The following is a 1,102-nucleotide window of genomic DNA, read 5'->3' as shown; positions in this document are numbered from 1 at the left end:
GCCCTCCCCCACGCCCGAGGCCGCCCCCCGGGAGCTCGTCGTGCAAGAGCGCGAGACCGACGCGGGCTCCACCTTCGCCCGCGCGCTGGCCCACCACCTGGCCCGCCGCCATCAGGTCTCTTCCGAGGTGCACTGGGGCAACGACGGCTTCTGTGTGGACGTGGCCCTGCACCACCCCACCTCGCCCGGCGACGTCACCGTGGGCCTCTTGTGCGACGGCACCCGCTACCCCAAGGCCGCGGACCGCGTGGAGTGGGACCTGTTCCGCACCGGCGTCCTCGAGGGCCAGGGCTGGAAGCTCGTGCGGCTCTGGACGCCCCACTTCTTCCGCGACCCCGAGGGCGCCACCACCCAGGTGCTCCAGACGGCGGGCGAGGTGCTCATGCGCCAGCCCGCCCCGCTCACCGTGGACACACCCGACAAGCGCCCCCTGCACTGAGCACCCGGCTCAGGGCGACCCGGGCTTCACCTCCGCAGTCAGCCACAGGTCGCCCAGCGCCAGCTCCAGCGCCTCGAAGGGCTCGGCCCGCACCCGCTCGTCTCCCGAGTACGTGCCGAGCTCCACCCACCGCGCCCCGTCCCGTCGGAACACCTCCAGCGTGCGCGCCTTCGGGTCCACCAGCCACACGTGGCCCACGCCCTCGCGCGCGTAGATGCGCTTCTTCTTCACCCGGTCCAGCGGCGCCGTGGAGGGAGAGAGCACCTCACAGACCCAGTCCGGCGCGAGCGTGAAATACGGCACGTCCGGGATTTCCGGCATCCGCTCCCGTCGCCAGGCCGCCAGGTCGGGCACCAGCACGTCCTTGCGGAAGTGCAGCTCCGGCTCCACGAGGAACCACCACCCACCGGGCCCGCCTCGTCCCCGCTCGAAGGGACCATAGAGCTCGCCATACAAACCCGAGTTGGCCTTCGCATGCGGACTCGCCGGCCGGGGCATCACGATGAGCTCCCCGTCGACGATCTGCCCGACCACATGCTCCGGCAGTGCGAGCAGGTCCTCGTACGTCGCCGGTCGCTTCGGTCCTTCTCCCATCGCCTTGCTCCTCTCACCGCCCGCACCCCACCCCTCCAACATCCGCGCCGCCTCCCCGAAGTGGAACCC

2 protein-coding genes are annotated in these 1,102 nt (G+C 71.8%); one reads left to right on the top strand and one right to left on the bottom strand.

Going from position 1 to position 1,102, the window contains the following annotated elements; translation table 11 throughout:
• Window positions 1-439: hypothetical protein (locus tag FL311_RS43305; protein ID WP_194869647.1), on the top strand; the 439-nt coding region annotated here is incomplete at its 5' end.
• A gap of 9 nt (window positions 440-448) precedes the next feature.
• Here FL311_RS43305 and FL311_RS43300 read toward each other — a convergent pair.
• Complete coding sequence (locus tag FL311_RS43300; RefSeq protein WP_141333526.1) at window positions 449-1,033, bottom strand: Uma2 family endonuclease; 585 nt, start codon at window positions 1,031-1,033, stop codon at window positions 449-451.
• Between the last annotated feature and the right edge of the window lie 69 nt (window positions 1,034-1,102).

Source organism: Myxococcus sp. AB025B (assembly GCF_006518215.1).
Taxonomy (GTDB): Bacteria; Myxococcota; Myxococcia; order Myxococcales; family Myxococcaceae; genus Myxococcus; species Myxococcus fulvus.
Note: the sequence above shows the minus strand (reverse complement) of the source record. Positions and strands in the feature narration are given on the sequence as shown.